Origin of the sequence: Intrasporangium calvum, from assembly GCF_028446585.1 — a bacterium.
Lineage (GTDB): Bacteria > Actinomycetota > Actinomycetes > Actinomycetales > Dermatophilaceae > Intrasporangium > Intrasporangium calvum_A.
Genome location: NZ_JAPFQL010000016.1, coordinates 1 through 26,761, shown reverse-complemented (window position 1 = coordinate 26,761; position 26,761 = coordinate 1). Strand labels below are relative to the sequence as shown.

30 protein-coding genes are annotated in these 26,761 nt (G+C 70.5%); 13 read left to right on the top strand and 17 right to left on the bottom strand.

Features of this window, described 5'->3' with window-relative positions; translation table 11 throughout:
* The gene (locus OO014_RS05625; protein WP_272461303.1) at window positions 1–558 is read left to right on the top strand and encodes a hypothetical protein; all 558 of its coding nucleotides are present in this window, start codon (window positions 1–3) and stop codon (window positions 556–558) included.
* A gap of 57 nt (window positions 559–615) precedes the next feature.
* Here OO014_RS05625 and OO014_RS05620 read toward each other — a convergent pair whose 3' ends face one another.
* From OO014_RS05620 to OO014_RS05605, 4 genes are all read right to left on the bottom strand, one after another.
* The gene (locus OO014_RS05620; RefSeq protein ID WP_272461302.1) at window positions 616–1,374 is read right to left on the bottom strand and encodes an endonuclease/exonuclease/phosphatase family protein; all 759 of its coding nucleotides are present in this window, start codon (window positions 1,372–1,374) and stop codon (window positions 616–618) included.
* Window positions 1,371–2,339 carry an ROK family glucokinase gene (locus OO014_RS05615; protein ID WP_272461301.1) on the bottom strand — a complete coding sequence of 323 codons (969 nt, stop codon included), beginning with the start codon at window positions 2,337–2,339 and terminating at the stop codon, window positions 1,371–1,373. The genes OO014_RS05620 and OO014_RS05615 overlap by 4 nt, the downstream gene beginning before the upstream one ends.
* A complete protein-coding gene (locus tag OO014_RS05610; RefSeq protein WP_272461300.1) occupies window positions 2,336–2,512 on the bottom strand; it encodes a hypothetical protein in 177 nt (58 codons plus the stop codon). The genes OO014_RS05615 and OO014_RS05610 overlap by 4 nt, the downstream gene beginning before the upstream one ends.
* Window positions 2,513–2,749: 237 nt before the next feature.
* Entirely contained in the window at window positions 2,750–3,193 is a 444-nt protein-coding gene (locus OO014_RS05605) for an SRPBCC family protein (RefSeq protein ID WP_272461299.1), read from the bottom strand.
* A 263-nt stretch (window positions 3,194–3,456) separates the two neighbouring features.
* Here OO014_RS05605 and OO014_RS05600 point away from each other — a divergent pair, with 263 nt between their 5' ends.
* Complete coding sequence (locus tag OO014_RS05600) at window positions 3,457–5,247, top strand: AMP-dependent synthetase/ligase (RefSeq protein WP_272461298.1); 1,791 nt, start codon at window positions 3,457–3,459, stop codon at window positions 5,245–5,247.
* 62 nt (window positions 5,248–5,309) lie between these two features.
* On the opposite strand, the gene OO014_RS05595 is transcribed toward OO014_RS05600, so the two are convergent.
* Window positions 5,310–6,638: a hypothetical protein gene (locus OO014_RS05595; RefSeq protein ID WP_272461297.1), complete on the bottom strand. Its 1,329-nt coding sequence runs from the start codon at window positions 6,636–6,638 to the stop codon at window positions 5,310–5,312.
* Window positions 6,639–6,666: 28 nt separating this feature from the next.
* Window positions 6,667–6,930, bottom strand: coding sequence for a hypothetical protein (locus tag OO014_RS05590; protein WP_272461296.1), 264 nt, complete (start codon window positions 6,928–6,930; stop codon window positions 6,667–6,669).
* 160 nt (window positions 6,931–7,090) lie between these two features.
* Here OO014_RS05590 and OO014_RS05585 point away from each other — a divergent pair, with 160 nt between their 5' ends.
* Window positions 7,091–8,854 carry a DEDD exonuclease domain-containing protein gene (locus OO014_RS05585; protein WP_272461295.1) on the top strand — a complete coding sequence of 588 codons (1,764 nt, stop codon included), beginning with the start codon at window positions 7,091–7,093 and terminating at the stop codon, window positions 8,852–8,854.
* Window positions 8,855–8,863: 9 nt separating this feature from the next.
* Complete coding sequence (locus OO014_RS05580) at window positions 8,864–9,148, top strand: Lrp/AsnC family transcriptional regulator (RefSeq protein ID WP_272461294.1); 285 nt, start codon at window positions 8,864–8,866, stop codon at window positions 9,146–9,148.
* A 71-nt stretch (window positions 9,149–9,219) separates the two neighbouring features.
* Here OO014_RS05580 and trpD read toward each other — a convergent pair whose 3' ends face one another.
* Together trpD and OO014_RS05570 are read right to left on the bottom strand one after the other, a co-directional pair.
* Window positions 9,220–10,272: an anthranilate phosphoribosyltransferase gene (gene trpD, locus OO014_RS05575; protein WP_272461293.1), complete on the bottom strand. Its 1,053-nt coding sequence runs from the start codon at window positions 10,270–10,272 to the stop codon at window positions 9,220–9,222.
* 11 nt (window positions 10,273–10,283) lie between these two features.
* Entirely contained in the window at window positions 10,284–10,742 is a 459-nt protein-coding gene (locus OO014_RS05570) for a response regulator (RefSeq protein WP_272461292.1), read from the bottom strand.
* Window positions 10,743–10,926: 184 nt separating this feature from the next.
* On the opposite strand from OO014_RS05570, the gene OO014_RS05565 reads away from it, so the two are divergent.
* The 5 genes from OO014_RS05565 to OO014_RS05545 all read left to right on the top strand — a co-directional run bounded on the left by OO014_RS05565 (window position 10,927) and on the right by OO014_RS05545 (window position 15,916).
* On the top strand, window positions 10,927–11,586 hold the full coding sequence (locus OO014_RS05565; RefSeq protein WP_272461291.1) for a cytochrome c oxidase subunit 3: 660 nt from the start codon (window positions 10,927–10,929) through the stop codon (window positions 11,584–11,586).
* A gap of 73 nt (window positions 11,587–11,659) precedes the next feature.
* Window positions 11,660–12,466: a c-type cytochrome gene (locus OO014_RS05560; RefSeq protein ID WP_272461290.1), complete on the top strand. Its 807-nt coding sequence runs from the start codon at window positions 11,660–11,662 to the stop codon at window positions 12,464–12,466.
* A gap of 64 nt (window positions 12,467–12,530) precedes the next feature.
* Entirely contained in the window at window positions 12,531–13,640 is a 1,110-nt protein-coding gene (locus OO014_RS05555; protein ID WP_272461289.1) for a ubiquinol-cytochrome c reductase iron-sulfur subunit, read from the top strand.
* The gene (locus tag OO014_RS05550) at window positions 13,637–15,370 is read left to right on the top strand and encodes a cytochrome b (protein ID WP_272461288.1); all 1,734 of its coding nucleotides are present in this window, start codon (window positions 13,637–13,639) and stop codon (window positions 15,368–15,370) included. Before OO014_RS05555 ends, OO014_RS05550 begins: the two co-directional genes overlap by 4 nt.
* Window positions 15,371–15,562: 192 nt before the next feature.
* Window positions 15,563–15,916, top strand: coding sequence for a metallopeptidase family protein (locus tag OO014_RS05545; RefSeq protein ID WP_272461287.1), 354 nt, complete (start codon window positions 15,563–15,565; stop codon window positions 15,914–15,916).
* A 360-nt stretch (window positions 15,917–16,276) separates the two neighbouring features.
* On the opposite strand, the gene OO014_RS05540 is transcribed toward OO014_RS05545, so the two are convergent.
* Genes OO014_RS05540 through coxB form a run of 3 tightly spaced genes read right to left on the bottom strand, consistent with a single transcriptional unit; the run spans window position 16,277 to window position 19,383 of the window.
* A complete protein-coding gene (locus OO014_RS05540; RefSeq protein WP_272461286.1) occupies window positions 16,277–16,678 on the bottom strand; it encodes a cytochrome c oxidase subunit 4 in 402 nt (133 codons plus the stop codon).
* A 3-nt stretch (window positions 16,679–16,681) separates the two neighbouring features.
* Window positions 16,682–18,460, bottom strand: a complete 1,779-nt coding sequence (gene ctaD / locus OO014_RS05535; RefSeq protein ID WP_272461285.1) for a cytochrome c oxidase subunit I — start codon at window positions 18,458–18,460, stop codon at window positions 16,682–16,684.
* Complete coding sequence (gene coxB, locus OO014_RS05530; protein ID WP_272461284.1) at window positions 18,460–19,383, bottom strand: cytochrome c oxidase subunit II; 924 nt, start codon at window positions 19,381–19,383, stop codon at window positions 18,460–18,462. Before coxB ends, ctaD begins: the two co-directional genes overlap by 1 nt.
* Window positions 19,384–19,509: 126 nt before the next feature.
* Between coxB and OO014_RS05525 the strand changes: the two genes are divergently transcribed.
* Together OO014_RS05525 and OO014_RS05520 are read left to right on the top strand one after the other, a co-directional pair.
* On the top strand, window positions 19,510–20,694 hold the full coding sequence (locus OO014_RS05525) for a cysteine desulfurase family protein (protein ID WP_272461283.1): 1,185 nt from the start codon (window positions 19,510–19,512) through the stop codon (window positions 20,692–20,694).
* A complete protein-coding gene (locus OO014_RS05520) occupies window positions 20,691–20,942 on the top strand; it encodes a sulfurtransferase TusA family protein (RefSeq protein WP_272461282.1) in 252 nt (83 codons plus the stop codon). The genes OO014_RS05525 and OO014_RS05520 overlap by 4 nt, the downstream gene beginning before the upstream one ends.
* A gap of 10 nt (window positions 20,943–20,952) precedes the next feature.
* Here the strand turns inward: OO014_RS05520 and aat are convergent, their stop codons facing one another.
* The 4 genes from aat to OO014_RS05500 are packed head-to-tail and all read right to left on the bottom strand — an operon-like array spanning window position 20,953 to window position 24,077.
* The gene (gene aat, locus OO014_RS05515; RefSeq protein ID WP_272461281.1) at window positions 20,953–21,627 is read right to left on the bottom strand and encodes a leucyl/phenylalanyl-tRNA--protein transferase; all 675 of its coding nucleotides are present in this window, start codon (window positions 21,625–21,627) and stop codon (window positions 20,953–20,955) included.
* 50 nt (window positions 21,628–21,677) lie between these two features.
* Window positions 21,678–22,664 carry a carbohydrate kinase family protein gene (locus OO014_RS05510; protein WP_272461280.1) on the bottom strand — a complete coding sequence of 329 codons (987 nt, stop codon included), beginning with the start codon at window positions 22,662–22,664 and terminating at the stop codon, window positions 21,678–21,680.
* 50 nt (window positions 22,665–22,714) lie between these two features.
* Window positions 22,715–23,425, bottom strand: a complete 711-nt coding sequence (locus OO014_RS05505) for a helix-turn-helix transcriptional regulator (RefSeq protein ID WP_272461279.1) — start codon at window positions 23,423–23,425, stop codon at window positions 22,715–22,717.
* On the bottom strand, window positions 23,406–24,077 hold the full coding sequence (locus OO014_RS05500) for a DsbA family oxidoreductase (RefSeq protein ID WP_272461278.1): 672 nt from the start codon (window positions 24,075–24,077) through the stop codon (window positions 23,406–23,408). Before OO014_RS05500 ends, OO014_RS05505 begins: the two co-directional genes overlap by 20 nt.
* A 74-nt stretch (window positions 24,078–24,151) precedes the next feature.
* Between OO014_RS05500 and fdxA the strand changes: the two genes are divergently transcribed.
* Window positions 24,152–24,499: a ferredoxin gene (gene fdxA, locus OO014_RS05495; RefSeq protein ID WP_272461277.1), complete on the top strand. Its 348-nt coding sequence runs from the start codon at window positions 24,152–24,154 to the stop codon at window positions 24,497–24,499.
* 82 nt (window positions 24,500–24,581) lie between these two features.
* On the top strand, window positions 24,582–24,800 hold the full coding sequence (locus OO014_RS05490; protein WP_272461276.1) for a hypothetical protein: 219 nt from the start codon (window positions 24,582–24,584) through the stop codon (window positions 24,798–24,800).
* A 109-nt stretch (window positions 24,801–24,909) separates the two neighbouring features.
* Here the strand turns inward: OO014_RS05490 and erpA are convergent, their stop codons facing one another.
* Together erpA and OO014_RS05480 are read right to left on the bottom strand one after the other, a co-directional pair.
* Window positions 24,910–25,296, bottom strand: a complete 387-nt coding sequence (gene erpA / locus OO014_RS05485; protein ID WP_272461275.1) for an iron-sulfur cluster insertion protein ErpA — start codon at window positions 25,294–25,296, stop codon at window positions 24,910–24,912.
* Between the two features lie 190 nt (window positions 25,297–25,486).
* On the bottom strand, window positions 25,487–26,641 hold the full coding sequence (locus OO014_RS05480) for a glycerate kinase (RefSeq protein WP_272461274.1): 1,155 nt from the start codon (window positions 26,639–26,641) through the stop codon (window positions 25,487–25,489).
* Window positions 26,642–26,761 lie beyond the last annotated feature (120 nt).

Here is a 26,761-nt window from a genome sequence, read left to right as displayed (position 1 = left end):
GTGAACGACCGGGACCTCGAGGCGGAGTTCGAGCGCATCGTCGCGGGGTGGGACACCGAAGCCCCGGATCCGCAGGAGTCTGCCGCGCCGCCGTCAGCATCGGTCCCCGATCCGACGCCGGCGCCGGAGGAGCCGGCAGACCCGGCGACAGGGACCGCGAGCTCGCCTGAAGGACAAGGCGGCACGTCGACCGGGGGCTTCAAGGACGCCGGTCTCAACCTGCCGATCGCGCCGACCGCGGGTCACGTCTGGCGCGCGTCCGAGCCCACCCGGGACGACGTGGACGAGCTCCTCGAGGCGGGAGAGACGGACGAGGACCACTTCACGCCGCCGACCGAGATGGACCTGCCGACGGCCGAGGAGGACCCGATGTTCTGGGCCATCGTCGGGGGCCTTGGCGGCGGGACGCTGTTGCTGCTCTACGTCCTCTTCTTCGATCGCGGCGGCAGCGGCTGGTGGATCGTCACCGCGATCAGCATGATCGTCGTCGGCTTCGTCCTGCTCGTCCTGCGCGGCGGCACGGAGCGCGACCCCTTCGACGACGGCACGCGGGTCTGATCCCAGGCGGGTCGCCTCCTCCGCCCGTATGCCGCTGAGCCGGCTCTCCTGGGGACGCTACGTCGACGGGTGGGTCGGCGCAGCGACGCTCGCCACGACCGGCTGTCGGGGCCGGCCGTCAGGGCCGGTCGTCAGGACGTCGATCCAGACGGGTCGGTGGTCCGACGCGGCAGCGAGATCGGCCTCGTCGAGGCAGGCCACCTCGTCCGCGGACGGCGCCCGGGTCACCAGGCCGGTGCTGGCGAAGATGACGTCGATCGCGGCGCGCGGGCGGTCGGATGGGAACGTCGGGCGTCCGCCGGAAGCCAGCTCGAAGTGCTCGGTGAACCGAGCGTGAGCCGGTCCGTCGGTCGCCTCGTTGAGGTCGCCCGCGACGATGGCCGGCGAGACCGACATGGGGAGGATGGCGTCGGCGTGCCGGGCGCGCTCCTCCGATCGGAGGCCGAGGTGGACGCTGACGACGGTGAAAGGTGCTGTGCCGGGGAACGAGACCCGTGCCGAGGCGAAGCCGCGCGACCGGTCCGGGAACCGCACCGGCAGTCGCCGGGCCACGGTCGCGTGCACCCGGGTGCGCAGCGACGTGAGCACGGCCGTGCCACCCGTGCCCAGTCGCCCGCCGGACCAGTAGAGGCCACACTCGCGAGCGAACGACGGCAGGCGCACCTCCGTGGTGAGCCGTCGGGGCACCTCCTGCAGGCACAGGACGTCAGGCGCCACGGAGCGAACCACCCGGGCCGCAGCGCCACGGTCAGCAGTGAAGTCCTGCACGTTGTAGCTCATGACGCGCAGCACGTCGCCCGGCCTCGCGAGCGTCACCGGCCGGACCTCGCCAGCTCGGCTGCGCCGATGAGGCCGGCCTCAGGGCCGAGGCGAGCCCGCTCGATCCGCGCCTCCGGCCGGTAGCCCCGGCCTGGGAGCTGGCGTCTGAAGGCCTCGCGGGCCGGCCCGAGAAGCAGCTCCCCCGCCGCACTGACACCCCCGCCCACGACGAAGAGGCCGGGATCGAACGCGGCGGCGAGGTTGGCCATACCGACCCCGAGCCAGTCCCCGATCTCGGCGATGAGCTCCCGAGCCGTGGGGTCGCCCTCTCGCGCGGCCTCGGTGATCACGGGCCCGGTCAGCGCGGCCACGTCGCCCCCGAGGCGACCGACGAGGTCGGCGACGACCGGCGAACCGGCACCGATCATCGCGCGCGCCTCCCGGACGAGGGCGTTCCCGCTCGCGTACTGCTCCCAGCACCCGCGGTTGCCGCACTCGCACCGGACCCCGCCCGGAACGACCTGCATGTGCCCGAACTCACCGGCGGTCCCGAACCGGCCGCGCTGGACCTGCCCGTCGATGATCAACGCGCCGCCGATTCCCGTGCCAAGGGTGATGACCACCACGTGCGACTCGTCCCGAGCGACCCCGAAGGTGCGTTCGGCCCACGCCGCAGCGTTGGCGTCGTTCTCCACGATGACGGGCCACGGGATCCGTCCGGCCAGCTGCCTGCGCAGTGGTTCGCGACGCCAGGACAGGTGGGGCGCGAAGAGCACCGTCGCGCGGTCCTCGGCCACGAAGCCCGCGGCGCCGATGCCGACGGCGACGATGTCCGCCGGGTCGACCGCGGTCCGCAGCTCGTCGACGCAGTCGACGATGGTGTCCTCGACAACCGAGGGTGACGTCGAGCGATGCGGCGTGTCCCTGCGGGCCCGATGGGTGATGGTGCCGCTCTCGTCCACCACACCGCCGGCCACCTTGGTGCCACCGATGTCGATACCGATCGCCAGCCGGCGCGTCATGACCTCTCGCCACCCCCGGGCGGCGGGGCCGCTTCGTCCCCGCTTGCCGGTGCCCGGTCGCGTTGGGACTGGGCGAGGTCCCGCAGACCGGTCGCAGCGAGCTCGACCACCTCGGCGACGCGGTCCAGGGTCTCTGGGCTGATCTGCTGGACGAAGGCGATCAGCTGGCACACCGGACAGAGCCGGCAGGCCGCCGGGGCCGCTCCCGCGCACGTGCAGCCGGCGCCTCGGGGAGCCGAGGGCGACCCCGAACCCGGGGGGGAACCTTCAGCCGGGTCCGGCGCAGTGGCTCCGGCCGATGTGAAACCACTCCAGCCACGCGAGGCAAGGAGGTCCACGAGAAGGGCGGCCTCGTCCGCCACCGTGCCGACCGACGCAGCTGCAGCGTCACCTGCCCTGTCAGCCACGCGTCACGCCTCGGCGCGCTTCTTGAGCTCCTTGAGCGCCGTGTCCACGATGACCTTCTCGGCCTTGCGCTTCAGCAGGCCGATCATCGGCACCTTGACGTCGACCGTGAGGCGGTAGGTGACCTTGGTGCGCCCCCCGACGTCCTCGAGCGTGTAGGAGCCGTTCATCGCCTTGAGCACCGAGGCCCGGACGAGGCTCCAGGAGAGCACGCCCGTGCCGTCCTCGTCGATGTCCCACTCGTAGTCGAGCACGTAGGTGTCCTTGATGGCCCCGGCGTCCAGGGTGAACTCCACCTGGTCGGCCCACCCGTCCCCCTCCTCGGCGAGGATGGTGACGTGCTTCACCTCGCCGGCCCACTCCGGGTAGGCCTCGAAGTCCGCGATCACGTCGAGGACCTCGCCTGGCGTGGCATCGATGACGATGGAGGACTCCGTGCGTTCGGCCATGCGCCGAAGGCTATCGCGTCGCCGGCGCGGGGCCCCGTTGGCGGGCACTTGTCGCAGCCGGCGATGCGACACCCACCACCCTCGAGCGGTCACGCTTGCGCCACGGGTGGAAGATGGAGCCGGTACGGTCGAGCCGAAGCCAGCCGACCAGGTGGGGCGGCGATGTGTTCCAGGTCGCGTCCGCGCGGCGCCCTGAGGCCATTACCCGCCGGTATCGTTCCCGCAACATCCGACCATCGAGGAGCCACCGTGGAGGAGCAACTGTGAAGGCCAAGGACGTCGCCCCCCTCGCGCCGACGACGACGGAGGGAACGCTCGCGGTGCTGCCCCGGCGCAACGCCGCCGCCTCCCCGACGGACCACGCCTTCTCCAGGAAGGGGCCCGGGGGCCAGTGGACCCACGTGACGTGGGCCGACTTCTCGGCCGAGGTGACGGCAGTGGCCAAGGGCTTCGTGGCCTCCGGCATCCAGCCCGGGGACCGGATCGCACTGATGTGCCGGACCCGGTACGAGTGGACCCTCGTCGACTTCGCGGCGTGGACCGCCGGGGCCGTCGTCGTCCCGATCTACGAGACGTCGTCGCCCGAGCAGGTCGAGTGGATCCTCTTCGACTCCGCGGCCCGCATCGTGGTCGTCGAGTCGCCGCGCCACCGCGAGACCCTCGAGGAGGTCCGCGACCGGGTGCCCGGCGTCGAGGATGTCTTCACCATCGACGACGGTGGTCTCGACCGCCTCAAGGCCGTCGGGCAGGACGTCTCCGATGCGGCCCTCGAGGGCGCGACGGCCGGCCTCGACCGGACCTCGGTCGCCACGATCATCTACACGTCGGGGACCACCGGGCGCCCAAAGGGCGTCCAGCTGACCCACGGCAACTTCCTCGACCTCACCGAGAACGCCATCGAGAAGCTCGGGGCGGTGGTCCTGACCCCCGGCGCGGCGACGCTGCTCTTCCTTCCCCTGGCCCATGTCTTCGCGCGCTTCGTCGAGGTGCTGTGCGTCGCCGCGTCAGTGCGGACCGGCCATGCCCCTGACATCAAGGAGCTGCTCGACGACTTCGGCAGCTTCCGGCCGACGTTCGTGCTCGCCGTGCCCCGGGTCTTCGAGAAGATCTTCAACTCCGCGGAGGCCAAGGCGGCCGCCGGCGGCAAGGACAAGATCTTCCACCGCGCCGCGACGGTGGCGATCGCCTACAGCGAAGCCCTCGACCACGGCCACCCAGGCCTCGGGTTGCGCCTCCAGCACGCGCTCTTCGACAAGCTCGTCTACGGCAAGCTGCGTGCCGCGATGGGCGGCCAGGTGCGCTACGCCGTCTCCGGCGGCGCTCCGCTGGGGGCACGCCTGGGCCACTTCTTCCGCGGCATCGGGGTCAACATCCTCGAGGGCTACGGGCTGACGGAGACGACGGCGCCCGTCGCCGTCAACATTCCCGACAAGGTGAAGATCGGCACGGTCGGCCCCCCACTGCCCGGCACCTCGGTGCGGATCGCCGACGACGGCGAGATCCTCGTCAAGGGGGTCGGCGTGTTCAACGCCTACCACGCCAACGAGTCGGCCACGTCCGAGGCGATCCGCGACGGGTGGTTCCACACCGGCGACCTGGGCGACCTGGACGACGACGGCTACCTTCGCATCACGGGTCGCAAGAAGGAGATCCTCGTGACGGCCGGGGGCAAGAACGTCGCCCCCGCGGTCCTCGAGGACCGGCTGCGGTCCCACCCGTTGGTCTCCCAGTGCATCGTCGTCGGTGATCAGAAGCCATTCATCGGCGCGCTGGTCACCCTCGATGCGGAGATGTGGCCGCTCTGGGCGGCGACGCACGGCCTGGAGAACGTCTCACTCGAGGACGCCCGCACGCACCCCAAGGTCCTGGAAGTGCTCCAGCACGCCGTCGACCGAGCCAACGAGGCGGTGAGCAAGGCGGAGTCGATCCGGAAGTTCACGGTGCTGCCAGGTGACTTCACCGAGGCGAACGGCTACCTGACCCCCTCGCTGAAGATGAAGCGCAACGTCGTCATGAAGGACTTCGCCGACGAGGTGGAGAAGCTCTACTCCTGACCGACGACTCCGCTGCAGGTGAGACGGCAGCGTGACGGCCGGGACCTGCGAGGTCCCGGCCGTCAGTCGTTCCCCTCCGACAGTCGCGAGAGGCGGTGTCTCCAGGCCGCCACCACCTCGGCCAGGTCGGTGCCCAGCAGCGTCCGCAGGTAGTGGCTCGTCAGCACCTCGGGGTCGCCGGCAACGGTCGGTGGCACGGTGCCGTCCTCGTTGACCGCGCCGAACAGTCGCAGCAGACCAGCAGAGCCGTGGCGCTCGGCGATCGTCCTCGCGAGGAGCAGGGAGAGACCATACGCCACGGCCCGCTCCTCGGCGCTGCCCTCGAAGTCGGCCGAGTCCGGTGGGCTCGAAGGCAGGCCGCTGGTGCGCAGGCGCCGGATGGTGGACCGCACCAGGTCGGCCTCGTCGAGTCGCACGTCGCGGTAGGCAACGAACTCGGCGAGCCCTTCCGACAGCCACAGCGGGGGTTGGCGGACCGAGGAGCGGCGCGTCGTGGCATGGGTCAGCTCGTGCGCCATGACGACCTCCCGGCCCTCTCCGGTCAGCGCGGACCACGCCGTCGGGACGACGATGATGCGATCTGCGACGGCGGGGCGTCCCCCGCCGATCGGGCCGTCGATCACCGCCGCGACGCCGTCGAGGTCGGCGTCCTCGCGACCGAGCAGCCGGGCCGCCTCGGCAGGGGTCGCCGGAGCGACCCAGACCGCCGGGGCCGCCGACCCGAGCACGTCCGAGACGCGACGAGCCGCCTTCGTCGCGCGCCGGACGAGCTCGTCGGCGACGGCCGGGCCGCCGGCCGCCAGCACGAGGGCACCCGGCCGGCGTCGGACCACCAGGCCGGGCAGGTCCCAGGGCTGGGGGCGATCGGCCGGCCGTGACCTCATGACCGCGGCGCCGGCAGGACGGGCGGGCGCCGCCTGGAAGGTGAGGTCCAGGGCAAAGGATCGGGAGCTGTCGTCGAAGCCACGCAGGCGGTACTCGAGGCGTGCGCGCGTCGTCCAGCTGGTCGGCAGGTCGGCCGGCACGGCCGCGGGAGACACGGTCTCCTCGATCGATGTCAGGACCACGTTAGCGACGCCCATCGCCCGCATGGCCTCGAAGATCCGCGCCTGGTGTGCGCGCAGGGCAGGATCGGTGACCCCCTTCAGCCACGCCGCCTCGTCGCCGGCCGTGATGGCATCGACCCTGGCCCGCACCAGCGCCTCGGCAGCGTCACGCCGAGGGCCGTGCCAGGCCGCGGCGTCAACCAGGGCCGCTCCAGTCGTCACGGCGGTGGAGTCCGTCCTCCCGCCGCTGGGCGCGCCGAACGACTCCACCCCGGTGCCCGAGCAGGCACTCGTCAGGCTCAGGGCCACCACTGCCGCGATCGCGGCGAGCGGTCGGCGTCCCATCAGGTCATGGTGGCACGGCCGGCCATCGTCAGACGGCGGCCCTCCCGAGGCGCAGCGGCGTCGACTCGCCGTCGGGCAGCGCCCTGGCGGCATTGGCTGTCTCGGGCGTGACCAACCCGGCGGCGATCAGCACGGAGACCGCGCGGCGCTCCGCACGGTCGAGCGGGAGACCCAGGGATCGGTCCGGTTCGGCGCCGGGCGCACCGACGGGGATGGCTGTCAGGGCCGTCACCATGCAGTCGGCGCAGTGGACGTCCCTGACGGGGCAGGTCTGGCAGTCGACGAGCATCATCGGCTCCACCCTTCTTCGTCGTTGCGAACTGTCGTGGAAGACGCTAAGGGCCACCACTGACAGCGCTCGGCCACGGACGCTGCACGGCCGAAGCGAGGAGGCCACCCACCCCTCGCCGCGCCTCCGAGGCAGTGTCAGCCCAGCGGCATACGGTCAACCCATGCAGGCGATCCAGGCGACGTTCGACGACCTCGGCACCCGCCTCGCCGACGTCACCTTCGTCGTCGTCGACCTCGAGTCGACCGGCGGCAGCCCCGCGCAGTGTGGCATCACCGAGATCGGAGCCGTCAAGGTGCGCGCGGGCGTCGTCCTGGGCGAGTTCCAGACCCTCGTCAACCCGGCCGAGCCCATCCCCGCCTTCATCTCCGTGCTCACGGGGATCACCGACGCCATGGTCGCCGAGGCGCCCCGGATCGAGTCGGCCTTCCCCGCCTTCCTCGAGTTCGCGGCCGGGAGCGTCCTGGTGGCGCACAACGCCGGCTTCGACATCAGCTTCCTCAAGGCCGCAGCCGTGCGGACCGGCACGCCCTGGCCCGACTTCGACGTGCTGGACACCCTGACCCTGGCCCGCCATCTGGTGACTCGGGACGAGGCACCCAACCACAAGCTGTCGTCACTCGCGCGTGTCTTCGCCTCCGGGACCACTCCGGACCACCGGGCCCTGCACGATGCGCGTGCCACGGTCGACGTGCTCCACGGGCTGATCGAGCGAGTGGGCAGTCTCGGGGTGCACACGCTCGAGGAGCTGGCCAGCTACACCTCCCGGGTCTCGCCCGCCCAGCGGCGCAAGCGCTTCCTCGCCGACAGCCTGCCCCATGCGCCGGGTGTCTACCTCTTCAAGGACGCTGACAGCCGGGTTCTCTACGTCGGCACCAGCCGTGACATCCGGTCCCGGGTGCGCACCTACTTCACTGCGTCCGAGCAACGCAGCCGGATGGCCGACATGGTCCGGCTGGCGCACGCCGTCACTCCGGTGGTCTGCCAGACACCGCTCGAGGCCCAGGTCCGCGAGCTCCGGCTCATCGACGAGCACAAGCCCCGTTTCAACCGCCGGTCCAAGAACGCTCGGCGACACCTGTGGGTGAAGCTGACCAACGAGCGCTTCCCGCGCCTGTCCATCGTGCGGCAGGTCCGGGAGGACCGCGCCCACTACATCGGCCCCTTCCGGTCGCGGATGCAGGCCCAGGCCGCGATCGATGCCGTGCACGAGATCGTTCCGCTGCGCCAGTGCACCCAGCGCATCACCGGCAAGGAGACGGCCTGCGCGCTGGCCGAGCTCGGACGATGCGGTTCACCCTGCACCGGGTCGCAGTCCCATGACGACTACGCGCACGTCGTGGCCGACTGTGCGGCACTGTTCGCGGGCGACGCGCGCTCCGGAGGGGACCGGCTCCGGGCCCGGCTGGACGAGCTGGCCGCTCAGGAGCGCTTCGAGGACGCCGCCCGGATCCGAGACCGGTTCCTGCACCTGGTGCGGGGGGCCGCCCGGTCGCAGCGGCTCGCCCCGGTGACCCGGGCACGCGAGGTGGTGGCCGCCCGCCGGGGCGATGCCGGAGGGTGGGAGATCGTCTGCATCCGGCACGGGCGGCTCGCCGGCACGGTGGTCAGTCCGCGTGGCGCCGACCCGATGGTGCACGTGCGGCTCCTGCAGGTCACCGCCGAGGTGGTTCCACCGCCGGCCCCAGGCTCAGCGGCCGCACTCGTGGAGGAGACCGAGCTGCTCCTGCGCTGGTTGGAGGCGCCTGGCGTGCGCATCGTGGAGCTGGACGGGTCCTGGACCTGCCCGGTTGGTGGTGCAGGAGCGCTGCGCCACGAGCTCGAGCCGGCTGTTGCGGCTGCCCACGAGGTGGTCGGCTTCGACCGCGACGCCGGCCTCGAGGCTTCCCGCGGCAGGGGACGCGACCGCCATCGTCGCGCGGGATAGGGTTGACCCGTGATCACCGCCATCGTCCTGATCAACTGTGAGGTCGACCGCATTCCCGAGGCGGCCGAGGAGATCGCCGAGATCCCCGGCGTGTCCGAGGTCTACTCCGTCACCGGGGATGCCGACCTCATCGCCATGGTGCGAGTCCGGGCCCATGAGGAGCTGGCCGACGTCATCGCTGACCGGCTGAGCAAGGTGGAGGGCGTCGTCGGCACGGCCACGCACATCGCGTTCCGCACCTACTCCGCGCACGACCTCGAGGCCGCCTTCAGCCTGGGGCTGGACGGTCAGTAGGCGCCGGCCTGCGGGGGTCGCCCTCCGTCAGGACCGGTTGGCCCGCCCGGGCCGCGTGGAATCGTCCTCTGTCAGGACCGGCTGGCCTCGACCCAGCGCTCGATGACCCGGGTCGCGGCCCCTGAGTCGATCGCCTCCGCGGCCCGGTCCATACCGGCTCTCAGGTCCCGGTCGAACGACGCCTGGTCGGCACCGGAGTCGGGCTCGGTCAGCGCGAGCGCGATGCCGGCGTTGAGCAGGACGGCGTCTCGCACCGCCCCGGTCTGACCGGCGAAGATGTCGCGGACGACCTGGGCGTTGTGCGCCGCGTCTCCGCCCCGCAGCTCCGCCATCGGGTGCAGCTCCAGGCCCATGCGGGTCGGGTCGACGACGCAGCGACGGACCTCCCCAGCCCGGACCCACCAGACGGATGTCGTCGTCGAGACCGTCACCTCGTCAAGGCCGTCGTCGCCGCGGAATACGGCTGCGTCCTTGCCGCGGCTCGCGAACACGCCGGCCAGCAGGGGCGCCATCGTCGCATCGGCACAACCGATGGCTGCATACGTCGGCTGGGCCGGGTTGGTCAGCGGGCCGAGGAAGTTGAACGCGCTGCCGATGCCCAGCTCGCGTCGCGGAACGGCCGTGTGCCGGAACGACGGGTGGAAGGTCTGCGCGAAACAGAAGGTGATGCCCGCCTCGTGCACGATCTCGACGACCCGCTGCGGCGACAACGACAGGTCGATGCCAAGCGCCTCGAGCACGTCGGCCGAACCGGACGACGACGAGGCCGCCCGGTTGCCGTGCTTGACGATGCGGATGCCGGCGGCAGCCGCGACGATCGATGACATCGTCGAGATGTTCACCGTGTGGGCGCGGTCTCCGCCGGTGCCCACGATGTCCAGGCTGGGGCCCGCGACCTCGATCCGGTGCGCCCGCGACAGCATGACCTCGGCCAGGCCGTGCATCTCATCGACGCTCTCGCCCTTGGCGCGCAGCCCGATCAGGAAACCGGCGATCTGTGCGGGTGTCGCCTCGCCGTCCATGATCTGCGACATGGCCCACTCCACCGCCGGCCGGTCGAGGTCGTGCCCGGCGATGAGGTCGGTGTAGATCGAAGGCCAGGAGTGTGCGTCGACCTGCGTCATCGCTCGGCGGCTCAGGCGGTCGCGTCGACGCCGGAGCGGCCGAGCAGTGCGACCGCAGACGTCAGGGCGATCGGGTCGAGCGGGTGCGGCACCGCGAGGTCGGCCATCGACCAGGCCGCGAGCCAGGAGTCCTGCGGGCGGCCGGTCAGGACGATGATCGGGGGGCAGTCGAAGATCTCGTTCTTGAGCTGGCGGGCCAGGCCCATGCCGCCGACCTTGGCTGCCTCTCCATCGAGGACGAGGATGTCGAAACGCTCCGCCTCGACGGCGCTGACGACCGCAGCCGCCGTCGCGCACTCGAACCAGCGCACGACCTCGACGTCCTTCGCCGGGCGACGGCCGACCGCGGCCCGAACCGTGTCGCGCGTCGTGATGTCGTCGCTGTAGAGCAGCACGCTCACCTGGTGCAGGGGTGCCGCACCGGGGCGCCCTGCGGTGGCCTCGGTGGCGATCTCGTTGGAGGCGGTCATGCTGCCGATGCTACCGGTCCCGACCCCCGGCCTCGCAGCGCCCTCCAGCCGCCGGACCACGCGGGCACAAAGGGCCCCGGACCTGGGTCCCAAGGGCCGCTGACGTGCGAGAACGTCACGAATTCATCAGAACCTGCCCGAAAACCGGGGGCGGCTGGCACACGCATCGATGATTATGGGAATAATGACCGACGTGGCGACAGCATCAGCAATACCTTCCAGCGCAGTAGCGACCGCCGGCCATGGCCCGGCGACCCGTCCCAACATGGTGGCCGTGGGCACCATCGTGTGGCTCTCCAGCGAGCTCATGTTCTTCGCGGGTCTGTTCGCGGTGTACTTCCAGCTCAGGTCCGTTCGCGGCGACCTCTGGGCGGAGCAGGTCGAGAAGCTCAACCTGCCGTTCGCGACGATCAACTGCATCGTGCTCGTCATCTCCTCGGTCTGGTGCCAGCTCGGGGTCTGGAAGGCGGAGCGCGGCCAGAAGGCCCGCACCGGTTCGCTGCTCGACGTGCGCAGCTGGGGCATGCGGGAGTGGTACGTCCTGACCTACCTCTTCGGCTCGTTCTTCATCGCCGGCCAGGTCATGGAGTACGCCGAGCTCGTCCACGAGAACGTCACCCTCAGCTCTGACGCCTACGGCTCCGTGTTCTACATGGCCACCGGTTTCCACGGGCTCCACGTGACCGGCGGTCTCCTCGCTTTCCTCCTTATCATCGGCCGCACCTTCACCACGCGGCGCTACACCCACGCGAACGCCACCGGTGCCGTCGTGACGTCGTACTACTGGCACTTCGTCGACGTCGTCTGGATCGCCCTCTTCGCCACCATCTACATCCTTCGATGACGGCAACTGCGCCGCTCCCGGCTCGCCCGACCCGCACCACCCGCACAGCCCCGACGGACGACAGGACCTCACAGTGAACGCCTTGGCCGCACGCCGACGACACCCCGCCGCGATCGCGCTGCTGATCCTCGTCGGCCTGCTCATCACGGGTGGCGCGTACTCCTTCATCGCCCCCAAGGACGCCAACGCGTCCGCCGCCGCCCCGACGGCCTCCGTGGAGGAGGGCAAGACCCTCTTCCTCGGCAACTGCGCCTCGTGCCACGGCACCAACGCCCAGGGCACCGCCTCGGGTCCCTCCCTCGTCGGGGTCGGCGCCGCTGCCGTCGACTTCCAGGTCGGCACGGGTCGCATGCCGATGGCTCAGCCGGCGGTCCAGGCGCCCCGCAACGCGGTGAAGTTCGACGAGGACGAGATCGCCTCCCTCGCCGCCTACGTCGCCTCGCTGGGCCCCGGCCCCGGCGTGCCGGACGAGGAGTACACGACGCCCCTCGAGGCCGGTACCGAGGAGAACAACCACGCCATCGCCGAGGGCGGCGAGATCTTCCGCGTCAACTGCGCCATGTGCCACAACTTCGCCGGCGCCGGCGGCGCCCTCACCCGCGGCAAGTACGCCCCGGGCCTCGAGGGTGTCGACCCGAAGCACATCTACGAGGCCATGGTCACGGGCCCGCAGTCCATGCCCGTCTTCAGCGACACGAACCTCGACCCCGAGGCGAAGCAGAAGGTCATCTCCTACCTCAAGGCGCAGGAGGACGCGACGAACGTCGGCGGAATGACGCTGGGCAACCTCGGGCCCGTGTCCGAGGGCCTGTTCGCCTGGGTCTTCATGCTGGGCATCCTCATCGGGGCCGCGGTCTGGCTGGGCAAGAAGGCCGCATGACCAGGGGCCCCGCCGAGCGCCATCACCACACCGTCCGGATCATGAGCGACAGGACTTCCTCCCGATGAACGACAACCAGACCACCGCGGCACCGGTCGAGGGCAGCGCGCTCGTGCCTGCCTCCGGTGACGGTCAGGTCCTGCCGGCGTCGCTGGCTGCCGGACCGGACACCTTCGAGAACCCTGGTCTGCCACCGCACGTCCACCGTGCCGCCGACATCGATCCCGCGGCCGCCAAGCGCGCTGAGCGCCAGGTCGCGACGATGTTCGCGATCTCGATGCTCGGTGCCCTAGCCTTCGTGGTCGCCTACTTCGCCATCCGCGACGAGGCGACCTTCTTCCTGCCCGGTGTCGGCAAGGCCAGCACGCAGAACGTCGTCCTGGGCCTCTCCCTCGGCGTCTCCATCCTCTTCATCGGCCTCGGCGCGGTGCACTGGGCCAAGACCCTGATGTCCGACGAGGAGGTCGTGGAGGAGCGTCACGTCCAGGCCTCCAGCCCCGAGTCCCGGGCCGACGCTGTGGCTGTCGTGAGCGATGGCGTCGACTCGACCGGTCTGACCCGGCGGCCCCTGCTGAAGTACTCGCTGGGTGGCGCGCTCGGTCTGTTCGCCCTGCCTCTCGGCCTCCAGGTGGTGGGCTCGCTCGGCCCGGTCACGGTGGGCGAGCTCAAGGAGACCCTCTGGGACCCCGAGAACAACAACGGTCAGCCGATCCGCCTCATGCGAGACCCGGAGATGACTCCGATCAAGCTGGAGGAGGTCACCAACGGCTCGGTCTTCCACGTCATGCCCGAGACGCTGCAGCACTCCATCGACGAGCGCAAGCACGTCCTCGAGGGCAAGGCCAAGGCCGCCGTCATCCTGATCCGGCTCAACCCCGATGACATCAAGGTCCAGAAGGCCCGCGACTGGGGCGTGGACGGCGTCGTCGCCTACTCCAAGATCTGCACCCACGTCGGCTGCGCGGTGGGCCTCTACGAGCAGCAGACCCATCACCTGCTCTGCCCGTGCCACCAGTCCACGTTCGACCTGACCGAGGACTGCAAGGTCATCTTCGGCCCGGCCAAGCGTCCGCTGCCGCAACTCAAGATCACCGTGGACGACGAGGGCTACCTCGTCGCACCCGAGGGCTTCGCCGAGGCCGTCGGACCGAGCTTCTGGGAGCGTAAGCGATGAGCGCCACCTACCAGCCCCGTCACGCAGCCGAGCTCCGTGACGGTGACCGAGCGGCCGAGCAGCGACAGGCCGGCCAGAAGCCCCTCGGCGGCATCGCCGGCTGGCTCGACGACCGGACCGGCGCCGCCAAGGGCACGAGCTACCTGCTCAAGAAGGTCTTCCCCGACCACTGGTCGTTCATGCTCGGCGAGATCGCGATGTACTCGATGATCATCTGCCTGCTGACCGGTGTCTTCCTCACCTTCTGGTTCGTCCCGAGCCAGGCCCAGGTGGTCTACGACGGCTCCTACGTCCCGCTCCAGGGCGTGGTCGTGTCGGATGCCTACCGGTCCACCCTGGCCATCTCGTTCGACATTCGTGGTGGCCTCCTGATCCGCCAGATCCACCACTGGGCGGCCCTGATCTTCGTCGTCGCCGTGTTCGTGCACATGGCTCGCGTCTTCTTCACCGGCGCGTTCCGCAAGCCGCGCGAGATCAACTGGGTGTTCGGCACGATCCTGTCGCTCCTCGCCGCGATCGAGGGCTTCGCCGGCTACTCGCTTCCGGACGACCTGCTCTCCGGCACCGGCATCCGCGCCATGAACGGCTTCGTGCAGTCGGCGCCGGTCATCGGCTCCTACATGTCGTACTTCTTCTTCGGCGGAGCCTTCCCCGGCGAGTCGATCATCCCGCGCCTCTACTCGGTGCACGTCCTACTGATCCCGGCGATCCTCGTGGCGCTGTTCACCGCGCACATCCTCTTGGTGTTCGTGCACAAGCACACGCAGTACCCCGGGCCGGGCCGGACCAACAACAACGTCGTCGGCTACCCCTTCATGCCGGTCTACATCGCCAAGGCGGGTGGCTTCTTCTTCATCGTCTTCGGCGTCATCGCCCTCGTCTCGGCAGTGGTCACGATCAACCCCATCTGGGCCTACGGTCCGTACGACCCCTCCCCCGTCACGGCCGGATCACAGCCTGACTGGTACATGGGTTTCGCCGACGGTGCGCTGCGACTCGTGCCTGGCTGGCTCGAGTTCGAGTCATGGGGCGGCTTCACGTGGAGCATGAACATCTTCCCGTTCTCGCTCATCCTGCTGCCGGCCATGTGGACCCTGATCGGGATCTACCCCTTCGTCGAGAAGTGGGTCACCGGTGACAACCGCGAGCACCACCTGCTCGACCGTCCCCGCAACGCGCCGACCCGCACGGCCATCGGCGTCGCCGGCATCGTGATGTACGCAGTGCTCATGTTTGCCGCGGGCAACGACCTGATGGCGATCAAGCTGCACCTGTCGATCAACGACATCACCAACGCGCTGCGGCTGCTCTTCTTCATCGGCCCGCCGATCGCCTTCTGGATCACCAAGCGCATCTGCCTCAGCCTGCAGCGTGCCGACCGCCAGAAGGTCCTGCACGGTCGCGAGACCGGCACGATCTGGCGGCACGCGGACGGACGGTTCGAGGAGATCCACGCGCCGCTCAGCCCGCTCGAGCGCTGGTCGCTCGTGCAGCACGAGGTGGCCGAGCCCCTGCAGCTCACGCACGAGGTGGACGCCAACGGCGTGGCGCGTCCTGCGGCCCGCAAGGAGCGTCTCCGCGCGAAGTTCTCGAACTTCTACTTCCGCGACCGGGTCCCCACGGTCACGCCGAGTGAGCTCGAGGCTGCGCACCACGAGCACGAGACTCACGACTCCCAGGTGGAGGCGGCTCACGCTCCCGAGGCCATCGAGCCTGCTGGTCGCCCCTGAGCGAGTTTCCAACGCGATCAGAGGGGCCTCCGGCTACGCCGGGGGCCCCTCTGGCGTCCCCTCCTCGACATGAGGGCCGGGCGTGCTCCTGGGCGCCGGAGGGGAATGGGCCCCGGGTGGGGCTCGCCCCGGTAGGGCTCGGCCCGGGGGCTCCGGAGCCTGCAAACAGCAAGGGCGTGCGAGACTTCCTACGTGCGGCACCTGAGTGACTCCGACTTCGAGACGGCAGTGGCGGAGGCCCTCGACAGCATCCCGCCACGCTTGGCGAAGGCCATGGACAACGTCGTCGTCCTCGTCGAGGCAGAACCGCCCGAGGACGACCCCGACCTGCTGGGGGTCTACGACGGCACGCCGCTGACGGAACGCGATGGCTGGTGGGCCGCCGGCGCGCTGCCGGATCGGATCACCATCTTCAAGGGTCCTCTGGAGCGAATGTGCCGGTCGGTCGATGAGCTTCGTGAGGAGATCGCCATCACGGTCGTGCATGAGGTCGCCCACCACTTCGGGATCGACGACCATCAGCTCCACGAGCTGGGCTGGGGCTGACTCCCCACGACGCCCTCTGGACCCGCCAGGAGTGCCGAGAAGAGGTTTCTGCCGACCAGGACGGATCAGATGCTTTACGGGACGGGTCGGAAGTATTACGGTCGAAGGACAGTTTCATCGATCGGACGGAGGTGCTGTCAGATGTTCTCTCCCAGACGATCGCACCGGGAGCCAAAGGGCCCGTGACGACTCAACTCTTCGTGAGGGGGAAGGACCAACCGTCCTTCCCCCTCATGCATGTCCGGCCGATCTCCAGCCCGCCTGCAGTGCTGAACCCCCGGCGGCCCAACGGTCGGCGAGCAGCAGAGAGCCCCCGGTGACCAGGTCACTGGGGGCTCTGCGCTGGGCTCTGGCTGCGGATCAGATGGAGTACTCGCCCGAGAAGGACTCGAAGACCCAGAGAACCGTCGCCACGACGGCCAGGAAGGCGCCGATGATGAACAGCCACCAGCCGATGGCCAGGCCGGCAAACATGATCGCGCCCGAGCCGGCCAGCCACAGCGGGGTCCACGAGCTGGCGATGAAGTAGCCGTAGTTGCCCTCCGCCTCCTCGATCTCTCCCGTGGCGTTGTCCTCGGGACGCAGCGGCAGCTTCTTGCCCGTCATCCAGAAGTAGAACCCGGTGAGGAGGAACAGGCCGGCGGTCAGCGTCAGGGCCACGACGCCGATGGGCTCGCTCCACTCGGTCCAGAACCCGTAGACCAGCGTGACGGGAACGAAGAAGGCGAGCAGGTAGAAGAAGAGCTTGGTTTCGACGCGCATGGGTCAGTCTCCGTTCGGCTGGCGGTTCGTCGAACGCTCGGCGGGGCTCTCGTCCAGGTCAGCTGGGCCCATTACCTGGACCAGCGTCCCGCGGTCCGGCACCGGTCTGGCGCCGGGGGCGGCCTCGGGGTGGTGCAGGTCGAAGGCGGGCCGCTCCGAGCGGATCCGGGGCAGCGACGTGAAGTTGTGCCGCGGCGGCGGGCAGGAGGTCGCCCACTCGAGGGACGCGCCGTAGCCCCACGGGTCGTCGACCCCGACGAGGGGGGCCTTCTTCCACGTCCGCCAGACGTTGTACATGAACGGGATCATCGAGGCACCGAGGAGCAGCGCACCGATGCTGGAGACGATGTTGCCGGTCTGGAAGTTCTCCTCGGGCAGATAGTCCGCGTAGCGGCGGGCCATCCCCTCGACACCGAGCCAGTGCTGGATGAGGAAGGTGGTGTGGAAGCCGAGGAAGAGCATCCAGAAGTGGATCTTGCCGAGCTTCTCGTCGAGCATCCGGCCGGTCAGCTTGGGCCACCAGAAGTAGAAGCCCGCGAACATCGCGAAGACCACGGTCCCGAAGACGGTGTAGTGGAAGTGCGCGACGACGAAGTAGCTGTCGGACAGGTGGAAGTCGAGAGCCGGGCTGGCGAGGATGACGCCAGTCAGACCACCGAAGAGGAAGGTCACGAGGAAGCCCATCGCCCAGAGCATGGGCGTGTCCATCGAGACCTTGCCGCCCCACATCGTGCCGATCCAGTTGAAGAACTTCACTCCGGTCGGCACCGCGATGAGCATCGTCATCACCGCGAAGAACGGGAGGAGCACTTGTCCGGTGACGTACATGTGGTGCGCCCAGACGGCGGTGGAGAGTGCCGCGATGGCGATCGTCGCGAAGACCAGGGTCTTGTAGCCGAAGATCGGCTTGCGCGAGAAGACGGGGATGACCTCGCTGATGATGCCGAAGAACGGCAGGGCGATGACGTACACCTCCGGGTGGCCGAAGAACCAGAACAGGTGCTGCCAGAGCATCGCACCGCCGTTCTCCGGGTCGAAGATGTGCATGCCGAAGCGCCGGTCGCCGCCGAGCGCGAAGAGCGCCGCAGCCAGGATCGGGAAGATGATCAGGACGAGGATGGACGTGATGAGGACGGTCCAGGTGAACACCGGCATCCGGAACATCGTCATGCCCGGCGCGCGCATGCACACGATCGTCGTGATGAAGTTGACCGCGCCGAGGATGGTGCCGAAGCCGGCGAAGGCGAGACCGAAGACCCACAGGTCCCCACCCAGCCCCGGGCTGTAGCTCTCGGTGGACAGCGGCGTGTAGGCGAACCAGCCGAACGACGCGGCGCCCTGCGGCGTGAGGAAGCCCGCGGCGGCGATGAGGCCACCGAAGAGGTACGTCCAGTAGGCGAACATGTTCAGTCGCGGGAAGGCGACGTCAGGGGCGCCGATCTGCAACGGCATCAGCGCGTTGGCGAAGCCGGCGAAGAGCGGCGTCGCGAACAGCAGCAGCATGATCGTGCCGTGCATCGTGAACAGCTGGTTGAACTGCTCCTTCGTGTCGACGACCTGCAGGCCCGGGGAGACCAGCTCGGCCCGGATGAGCAGGGCCAGGATGCCGCCGATGAGGAACCAGACGAAGGAGGTGATGAAGTAGAGGTTGCCGATGACCTTGTGGTCGGTCGTCGTGACCCACTTGACGAAGCTCCGCCCCTTGATCTCGGAGCGGGGGGTGATCGGCGCGCCGGTGGGCGCGGACCCGGTGGTGGCGCTGCGGTCTGCGGTGGTGGTCATCAGTTGCTCCCGGTACGAGCGGGTTCGGGGATCAGCTCGGCGTCGCCCTCGACGAGCTCCTCACGGCTGGCATCGACGGGGAGCTGGCCGGTCTGGCCGAGCTCGGCGAGTCGCTTCATCTCCTGGTCGTACTCCTCCTGGGTCACGACCTTGACCATGAAGAGCATCTCGGCGTGGTAGGCGCCGCAGAGCTCGGCGCACTTGCCCTGGAACTCGCCGGTCTGCGTCGGCACGATCTGGAGTCGGTTGGTCTTGCCGGGCAGCATGTCGAGCTTCGTCATGAAGGCCGGGACCCAGAAGCTGTGGATGACGTCCCGGGAGTTCAGCACGAACTGGACCCGCTGGTTGACCGGCAGGTAGAGGACGGGCATCTGCTCGCGCGTGCCCTCCTCGCCGGTGAGCTGGGTGTGCACGCCCGTCTCGTAGACGTCCGAGTCGACGTAGTTGAAGTCCCAGCTCCACTGCTTGCCGACGACGCTGATCGTCACGTCGGGCGTCTTGCTGTTGTCCGTCAGCGCGGCCTCGTCCCGGGCCGTGTAGTAGAAGAACACGGCGACCATGAACACGGGGATGATCGTGTAGAGCAGCTCGACCGGGACGTTGTAGCGCAGCTGCACCGGCAGGGTGTCGTCGCCCTTGCGCCGGCGGAAGCGAACGGCGGCGTAGAGCATGAGGCCCCACGTGATCACGCCGACGGCGAGCACGGCGATCCAGCTGCCGACCCACAGGTCGGTGACGCGCTCACCGCTGTCGGAGATCGCTTGGGGCATGAAGCCGTTGGAAACCTGGCCCTGGCAGCCTGCCAGCGCCAGCGCGCTGACCGTCGCCAGGCCCGCGACGCGTCGTCCCCTGCGCCGGCGGGCCGACGCGTGTGGCGCCGCCGTCATCACCGGGGTGTCTTCGTGCTCAGGCACCAGGTGCACCTTTCATTCCGTCATCCACACCATACAAAGCAAAAAGGGCATCGCCCTGAACACGGGCGTGCTCAAAACCGAACCCTACCGCCACGCGCCGGGTGATGTCCGCATGGGTCCGGATAACGTTTGGGCGTGGCGAACGACTCTCCGAGCGGTCCCGTGCGGCGACGCCTGCTCGATGCGGCGTCCGGGCCGCTCCATCCGGTGGCGCAGCAGACCCTCGTCGCGGCCCTCGATGCCGGTTGGGCGGATCCCGCGCGCCTCCATGCGGAGGGCCGTCGAGCGGCCGCCCTGCTCGACCGGGCGCGCGAGGTGGTGGCCGCGGGCCTGGGCGTGCGCCCGCCGGAGGTGAGCTTCCTGCCCAGCGGCCCCACCGCTCTCGCGCGGGCCGTTGACGGGGTGCTGTATGCCGCTGGGCGGCGTGGCGCTCGGACCGTGGCCTCTGCGGTCGAGCACTCCGCGATCCTCGTGCCGGGTCGGGCGCGAGCGGCCCGGTCCGCTGGCGCAGATGCGTTCGCCGAGGTCCCGGTCAGCCGGACTGGCGCGGTCGAGCTCGACGCGTGGGCCGAGGCGCTGACGGTGGCGGGAACGGTCGCCGCGGTGCTCCAGGCCGCCAACGGCGAGGTCGGGACCCGCCAGCCGCTCGAGGCTGCTCGCGCGCTCACCCAGCCCAGCGGCATACCCCTGGTGGTGGATGCGACGGCGTCGCTGGGGCGGGACGACGTTCCCACCGCGTGGGACGTCCTGGTCGGTGATGCGCGCTCGTGGGGTGGCCCCCCGCTCGGCGTCCTCGTCGTCCGGGAAGGGACCCGGTGGCACTGGCGCGATGCTCGCGCCGACGTCGAGCACGGACGCGCCGACGTGGCCCCGTGGGTTCCGCTCGCGCTCGCCGCGGCGGAGGCGTGGCAGCAGACGGCGGCCTCTCGTCAGAGCGACGCGCAGGAGGCGCACATGCTCGTGGAACGGATCCGCGCCGCGGCCTCTGCCGTGGCCGACACCGAGGTCGTCGGCGACCCGGTGGACCGGCTCCCCCATGTGGTCACCTTCTCGAGCCTCTACGTCGACGGCGAGGCCCTCGTGGGCGCCCTCGACCGGCAGGGCCTCGCGGTGGCGAGCGGGTCTGCCTGCACGTCGAGCACGCTCGAGCCGAGCCACGTCCTGGCGGCGATGGGGACGCTGACCCACGGCAACGTCCGGGTGACCCTGCCGTTGGCCGCGGTCAGCCCGGACCGCGCTGACGACGTGGCGGCCCTGTGCTATGCCCTCCCCGGCACGATCGAGGCCGTCCGGGGCGAGCTCGGGGTGGCGGGCCTGTGACCGGCGCGGCGGACTCAGCGCAGGACGAGCACGTCGTCGATGCGCGCGGGAAGCGCTGCCCCCTCCCGGTCATCGAGCTGGCCCGCTACGTCTCGACGCACCCGCAGGCTCGTCGCGTGGTCGTCCTGGCGACAGATCCCGCCGCTGCCCACGACATCCCCGCTTGGTGCCGGATGCGGGGACACGACTTCGCCGGCGGCCAACAGCGCGGCGACCACGTCGCCTACGCGGTGGAGCTGGCTCGCTGAGCGGTCTCGGCTAGCGCCACAGGGCGGGCAGGGGCGCCTCGAGCGCGTCAGCGAGCAGCCGGCGGTACTCGTTCCGCGGCACCTCGGTCACGCCGAGCGTGGCGAGGTGGTCGGTGCGCCACTGGACGTCGATCAGCCGGCGTGGGTCGGCGTCCTCCGCGAGGATCTCGTGCAGGCCCACGAGGGCCACCTTCGACGCGTCCCGCGCGGCATGGAACATCGACTCGCCGGCGAAGAGGCCCCCGACGGCGACCCCGTAGAGGCCGCCGACGAGCTCGCCGTCACGCCACGTCTCGATGGAGTGCGCCCACCCCGCGTCGTGGAGGCGGACGTAGGCCTCGACGATGCGCGGCGTGATCCACCGCCCGGTCCGCCGCGGGTCGGCACACGCGAGGATCACCTGCTCGAAGGCGGTGTCGACTCGTACGTCGAAACCCGACCGGGACTTGCGCAACGAGCGGCTGACCTTGAGGTCGCCCATCCGCAGGATGCCGCGCGGGTCGGGCGACCACCAGCCGATCGGCTCGGCACCGTTGTCACCGATCCCCATCGGGAACGCCCCGACGGTGTAGGCGTCGTAGAGCGTCGCCACGTCGAGGTCGGCGCCCACCCCGATGAGGTCCTCACCGGGAGGCACCCGGTCGAGGTCGAAGTCCCACGGTGTGGGCGGCGGAGGCGTCGGCACGCGGACCGGGCCTCCTCAGGCGCCGGTGCCGGAGCAGCACGGGCCCACGGTCAGGGCCGCTCGCAGTCGATGTGCGGGCCGATGTCGCTCGCCGAGTCGTCGCCGTAGGCCTCGGCGAGCCGCTCGAGGAAGTCGGCCTTCTTCAGGGAGTACTCCTGGGTGCCGACGGTCTCGATGACATAGGTGGCGAGCATCGAGCCGAGCTCGGCACACCGTCGCACGGGCAGGTCCGCCGCCAGCCCGGTGAGGAAGCCCGCTCGGAACGCGTCCCCGACACCGGTGGGGTCCGCCTTGCGCACCTCGCGGGCGGCGCCGACCTGGATCGGCTCCTCGCCGCGCACCCGGACGGTGACGCCGTCCTTGCCCTGCGTCTTGACCTGGACGCGCACCCGGTCGGCGAGCTCGTCTTCGCTCCAGCCGGTCTTCTGGCAGGCGATGCCGGCTTCGTACTCGTTGGTGAAGAGGTACTCGGCGCCGTCGATGAGGCCGGCGATGCCCTCGCCGTCGAGGAAGGCAAGCTGCTGCGAGGGGTCGGCGGCGAAGGGGATGCCCCGCGTCCGGCACTCGTCCGAGTGTCGCTGCATCGCGACGGGGTCGTTGGCTCCGATGACGACGAGGTCCAGTCCCCCGACCCGGTCCGCGACGGGGGCGAGCTCGATGTCGCGGGCCTCGGTCATGGCCCCGGCGTAGAAGGTCGCGATCTGGGCCATGTCCTGGTCCGTCGTGCAGATGAACCTCGCGGTGTGCTGCGAGTCGGAGTAGTGCACCGACTGGCAGTCCACGCCATGGCGCTCGAGCCACGAGCGGTAGTCGGTGAAGTCCTCGCCGACCGCGCCGACGAGGATCGGCCGCTGCCCGAGTGACGCCATGCCGAAGGCGATGTTGGCCGCCACGCCGCCACGCCGCACCTGCAGGTCCTGGGTGAGGAAGGACAGGGAGATCTTGTCGAGCTGCTCGACGACGAGGGAGTCGGCGAAGAGCCCCTCGAAGGTCATCAGGTGGTCGGTGGCGATGGAGCCGGTGATCGCGATCTGCACACGGAGAACCTAGCGTGCCGACGGGGTGGCACCCACCGACGGCCGTCGGACTACCCGGCCCGCTGGAGGCGGGCGACGCAGTGGGAGGGACCGACCAGGGGCTCGAGTGCCGCGACGCGGAGCGGCGCGCCCACCGCCTCGAGCAGGCCCTCCATGAGCCCACGGTGCACGGCGCAGACGACGTCGACGTGCTGCGTGGCCACCTCCAGGAAGGGGCACGACGTCACGTCGACCCGGGCCCGGTCCGGCCCCTCGGGCGTGAGCTGCGAGGCGAACCCCAAGCCCGACAGCGTCTCCACGAGGAGCCCGGCGGTGTCAGGGTCCGGCCGGGGATCTCCTCCCGCCTCCCGGCCGGGGTCCCGCCTCGATGCCGCATCCCGCCCGAAGGCACGTCCGGCCTGCACCGCTGCTTCGGACGGGTCGCCGGCGGTCGTGCCGAGGTGGGCGGCGAGGATCTCGGCGAGGAGCCGGTAGCTGCGCTGCGGCCCTCCACGTCGTCGGCCGTCACCGCGCGACACGGCGACGTAGTGGGTGCGCGGCCGACCGGGCACGATGCGGTCCTCCCGCTGCCGGACCACGAAGCCGGCCGCGCACAGCGCCTCGAGGTGGAACCTCGCGGTGTTGGGGTGCGTGCCGAGCTGCGCGGCCAGCTCCGCGGCGGTCGCGGGTCCGGCACGATCGCGAAGGGCATCGAGAACCCGTGCACGCGACGGCCCGAACCGCTCACCCTCGTCGGGCGGGTCAGGCCGCGGGCTGTCCACGAACCTGATCGTCCCACGGGACGAGTCCGCGCCCACGGACCTGCTCCCCCAGCCAGTCGACGGCCTCGACCCCCACGATCGTCAGCCCGCCGGCGCGCACCGTCGGGACGGTCCTGCCGAGCTGGCGCCACTGGGAGCGCCAGTCCCGGACGAGGTGCCACGCCGCGCCCGAGAGTGGCCCGCCGGTGACGTCGCACGCGTGTCCCCAGCGCCACACCTGCTCGCAGGTGGAGGGCGCCCCACGCAGGTCCGTGGCCAGGAGCGGACGCAGGAGGCGGGGGTCGTTGAGGTCGAGGCCGTCCTCCCAGAACGCGTCGAACAGCCTGCGGCGCACGACCCGGGCCACGTCGCTCGCGTAGGCCTCCGCGTAGGCCGAGGTGGCGGCCGCGGTGAACGGCACGTGGCCGTTCGCGCTGTGGGGCAGGGTCTCCCCCGGCTGGAGGTGGTCGCGCACCTGCCGCACCTCGCGATGGAGCGCCTCGACCCGGTCCGCGTGCTGGGCCGGCGTGAGGTGGTGCCACCGCTCGTGCTCGACGGTGCGCCAGTCGATCGCGACCCCGTCCCCGATGAGGACCTCGGTCCGGCGCCAGGCGAGGTGGCTCCAGGGGCAGGTGAAGTCGCCCCACACGATGATCTCCGCACTCTCGGCCATGGGTCTTCTCCTCTTGGAAATCCGGGCCTAGAGTGTTTTTACAACTTATTCGTGAAAACCTCAAGAGGTGACTCATGACCTACGTCATCGGCAGCCCGTGCATCGACGTCAAGGACCGTGCATGCGTGGAGGAGTGCCCCGTCGACTGCATCTACGAGGGGCAGCGCTCGCTCTACATCCATCCCGACGAGTGCGTCGACTGCGGCGCCTGCGAGCCGGTCTGCCCGGTCGAGGCGATCTACTACGAGGACGACCTGCCCGCCGAGCTGGAGCCCTACCTCCAGGACAACGCCGACTTCTTCGAGGAGACCATGCCGGGCCAGAGTGAGCCCCTCGCCTCCCCGGGTGGGGCCGCCAGGCTCGGACCCCTGCCGTTCGACACCCCGCTGGTCGCGGCCTTCCCGCCGCGCAACGCCGACTGACGCCGGCGGTCCGCCCCAGGACACCCGGACTACTGCCCGGTAGGCCTGTCGGTGGGCCGGGACGCGGCATAGCGTGGTCGACATGGGCACCCAGGGCCACCGATCCCCGACCGACCTGATGGAGTTCCCCTCGCCGCGCGACGGACTCGACACGGGCAGCGTCGGCGAGCTGGCCGATGACTGCCGGGAGATCCACGTGCCCGAGTTCGCGCCGTTGCCCACCGCACAGCCGCACGTCGACATCGAGGTGCCCGACGACGCCGCCGCGATGGTGAGCGGCCTCGCCGACTACGGCTTCTGACGCAACCGAGCCCCGCGCCGACCGAGGGCCGCAGCGGTAGCGAGCCCAGCGGCATACGGCAGGGACGACGAAGGGCCCCACCATCCGGTGGGGCCCTTCGTCACGTGACTCAGCTGAAGGAGTCGCCGCAGGCGCAGCTGCTGCCGGCGTTGGGGTTGTCGATCGTGAAGCCCTGCTTCTCGATCGTGTCGGCGAAGTCGATGGTGGCGCCCTCGAGGTAGGGCGAGCTCATCCGGTCGACGACGACCTCGACACCGTCGTAGTCGCGGACCAGGTCACCGTCGAGCGTGCGCTCGTCGAAGTAGAGCTGGTAGATCAGGCCCGAGCAGCCGCCCGGCTGGACGCCCACGCGGAGGCGGAGGTCGTCGCGACCCTCCTGCTCGAGCAGGCTCTTGACCTTGGAAGCGGCCACGTCGGTGAGGATGACACCGTGGGCAGGAGCCTCGGTCTGGGCCACGTCGGCCTCGGTCGCGGAAGCGTTCGTCTCGACACTCATGTGCTGTCCTTCACGTCATGGAGCATGGGTCTCGAGTGACAACCCAAGCGGAGTCGGGAGTGTTCCCGATGTCAAGGATACGTCGGCCGGGCCAGTGGGCCTGCATCCCCCGTCCCCATCGTGGACACCGCCATGGCGCGTATGCCGCTGGGCCCGGTCCCCGTTCCTGCGCGGGACCGCTCCGGCCGGGTCAGGAGGTAGTCGGCGACCAGGTCCGCGCGACCCTGGCTGCGCGGGCAGCCAGAGTCTCGGCAGGGCTGGCGAGGGCGGCCTCGAGCTGGTCAGGCCGCTCGACGACCGGGTAGACGCCCGCAAGCCCGGCTGCCATGGCGTCCCTGCGACCCAGCTCGGACCGCCCCGGGACGGCGACCACGGGAATGCCGGCCCTTGCCGCAGCCTCTGCGACCCCGACCACGACCTTGCCGTGCAGCGACTGGAAGTCGAGCGACCCCTCCCCCGTGACGACGAGGTCCGCCCGGGCGACGTGGCCGGCGAAACCGACCGCCTCGAGGACCGCCTCGATACCGGAGACCCTCCGCGCGCCGAGCAGGTGGAGCGCGTAGCCGAGGCCCCCTGCCGCGCCGGCACCCGGCTCTCGCTCCGGGCGGATCGCCGTGCCCGTCAGCAGGTCCTTGGCCGGCGGCCGCACCCGAGCGACGACGCTCGCGAAGTGGCCCAGTGCGCCCTCGAGGGCCTGGGCCTGCTCATCGGAGGCGCCCTTCTGGCGGGCGAAGACGGCGCTCGCGCCCTTGAGGCCCAACAGCGGCGAGTCGACGTCGCTCGCGATGACCAGGTCGATGCTGTGGAAGCGGGCTCGGACCTCGTCCAGGCCTGCGATGTCGGCTGCCGTGGCGTCGCCGAGGGCCAGCCCGCCGCCCGCGAGCCGCTCGCGCGACCCCACGCCGAGGGCGGCGAGCAGCCCCGCCCCGGCATCGTTGGTCCCGGAGCCGCCGAGGCCCACCACGATGCGGCGGGCGCCCAGGTCGAGCGCCGCGCCCACGAGCTCCCCCACTCCGAAGGTCGTCGTCCGGGTCGGGTCGCGCTCCTCCGGTGCGAGCAGGTGCAGCCCGGCCGCCTGGGCGCACTCGATGTAGGCGACCCCGTCGGCGAGGAAGACCGCGGCCGGTGTCGGGCGCCCGATGGGGTCCGAGACAACGACCGCGTGCGTCTCGCCGTCGAGGTCCGTCGCGAGCACGTCGACGAAGCCGGGGCCGCCGTCGGACAGCGGCACGAGCTCGACGCTGTCGTGGGGCGCGGCGCGGAGCCATCCCTCGGCCAGGGCGGCGGCTGCCTGCCCGGCCGTCAGCGTTCCGGTGAAGCAGTCAGGGGCGATGAGGACGTGCACGGCCGCATCCTCCCACTCCTGCCCTCACTTCCTTGCCCCCGGTTCGAGGTATCGACCGACTCCTGGTGGTCGGCCGATACCTCGAACCACGGGGCGGGGGCAGTGGGTGTGGAGGTCATG

Coding starts and splice junctions, on each gene's coding strand:
- OO014_RS05615 (WP_272461301.1), bottom strand. CDS start 2,339: ATGACGCGCCGGCTGGCGATCGGTATCGACATCGGTGGCACCAAGGTG.
- OO014_RS05605 (WP_272461299.1), bottom strand. CDS start 3,193: ATGGCCGAACGCACGGAGTCCTCCATCGTCATCGATGCCACGCCAGGC.
- OO014_RS05595 (WP_272461297.1), bottom strand. CDS start 6,638: ATGGGACGCCGACCGCTCGCCGCGATCGCGGCAGTGGTGGCCCTGAGC.
- OO014_RS05590 (WP_272461296.1), bottom strand. CDS start 6,930: ATGATGCTCGTCGACTGCCAGACCTGCCCCGTCAGGGACGTCCACTGC.
- OO014_RS05585 (WP_272461295.1), top strand. CDS start 7,091: ATGCAGGCGATCCAGGCGACGTTCGACGACCTCGGCACCCGCCTCGCC.
- trpD (WP_272461293.1), bottom strand. CDS start 10,272: ATGACGCAGGTCGACGCACACTCCTGGCCTTCGATCTACACCGACCTC.
- OO014_RS05570 (WP_272461292.1), bottom strand. CDS start 10,742: ATGACCGCCTCCAACGAGATCGCCACCGAGGCCACCGCAGGGCGCCCC.
- OO014_RS05565 (WP_272461291.1), top strand. CDS start 10,927: ATGACCGACGTGGCGACAGCATCAGCAATACCTTCCAGCGCAGTAGCG.
- OO014_RS05555 (WP_272461289.1), top strand. CDS start 12,531: ATGAACGACAACCAGACCACCGCGGCACCGGTCGAGGGCAGCGCGCTC.
- OO014_RS05550 (WP_272461288.1), top strand. CDS start 13,637: ATGAGCGCCACCTACCAGCCCCGTCACGCAGCCGAGCTCCGTGACGGT.
- OO014_RS05540 (WP_272461286.1), bottom strand. CDS start 16,678: ATGCGCGTCGAAACCAAGCTCTTCTTCTACCTGCTCGCCTTCTTCGTT.
- ctaD (WP_272461285.1), bottom strand. CDS start 18,460: ATGACCACCACCGCAGACCGCAGCGCCACCACCGGGTCCGCGCCCACC.
- OO014_RS05500 (WP_272461278.1), bottom strand. CDS start 24,077: ATGGCCGAGAGTGCGGAGATCATCGTGTGGGGCGACTTCACCTGCCCC.
- fdxA (WP_272461277.1), top strand. CDS start 24,152: ATGACCTACGTCATCGGCAGCCCGTGCATCGACGTCAAGGACCGTGCA.
- OO014_RS05490 (WP_272461276.1), top strand. CDS start 24,582: ATGGGCACCCAGGGCCACCGATCCCCGACCGACCTGATGGAGTTCCCC.
- erpA (WP_272461275.1), bottom strand. CDS start 25,296: ATGAGTGTCGAGACGAACGCTTCCGCGACCGAGGCCGACGTGGCCCAG.